Consider the following 828-nt stretch of genomic DNA (forward strand, 5'->3'; position numbering starts at 1 on the left):
ACCCTGTCGGGCACGTAGAGGTACATGTTCAGGTTCGTCGGGTTGGTGCCGAAATTGGTCACCCGGGTCAGCGACGCCGCCGCGGCGGGCCGGACCCCGAGGAACATTCCCGCCACCACCAGAGGCAGGGCGACGGCCGCCAGTATCGCTCTGAGTCGTTGTTTCACGCTGATTCCTCATAAGTTGGGTCTGGGAGTGAGCCGTCCGGCAGACTCCGTAATGGACGTGGCCGTGGTCGCCTTCGGCGAAGGCGACCACGGCGGGAACCGCACCGTCAGACGCGGGTCCACTTCTGGTTGTTCTGGCCGTTGCAGGTCCAGATTTGGAGCTTGACGCCGTTGGCCGTCGAGTAGTTGGGGACGTCCAGGCACTTGTTCGCGCCGACCGCCGTGATGGTGCCGTCGGAGTTGAAGCGCCACTGCTGGTTGTTCTGGCCGTTGCAGTCCCAGATGATCACGCTGGTGCCGTCGGCGGTGCCGCCGCCGTTCACATCGAGGCACTTGTTGCCGTAGACCCGCAGCTCACCGGCACTTGTCTGCGTCCACTGCTGGTTGCTCTGCCCGTTGCAGTCCCAGATCTGCACCTGGGTGCCGTTGACCTGCGAGACGTCGGTGACGTCCACGCACCGGCCCGACCCCACCCCCCGGATGGCGCTCGCGGAGGAGGTCGGCGTCGCGCTGGGGGTGCCGCCGCCGGACTGGCCGATGCTGCCGGGGACCGACTGGAGCGCCGCGTACCAGGCGGCGGCCATCTTGTCGTAGCCGTTCGCGGTGGGGTGGATGCCGTCGATCAGGTCGGCGGTGGTCAGCTTGCTGTGCATGTCGACCA

The 828-nt window shown here is 66.8% G+C and carries 1 protein-coding gene; it reads right to left on the bottom strand.

Annotation, left to right across the window (positions count from 1 at the left end):
* Positions 1-274 precede the first annotated feature (274 nt).
* The coding region (locus HHX35_RS42365) for a lectin (protein ID WP_182904243.1) at positions 275-828 on the bottom strand (554 nt) is incomplete at its 5' end.

Source organism: Microbispora sp. H10830, assembly GCF_014161375.1.
GTDB lineage: Bacteria > Actinomycetota > Actinomycetes > Streptosporangiales > Streptosporangiaceae > Microbispora > Microbispora catharanthi.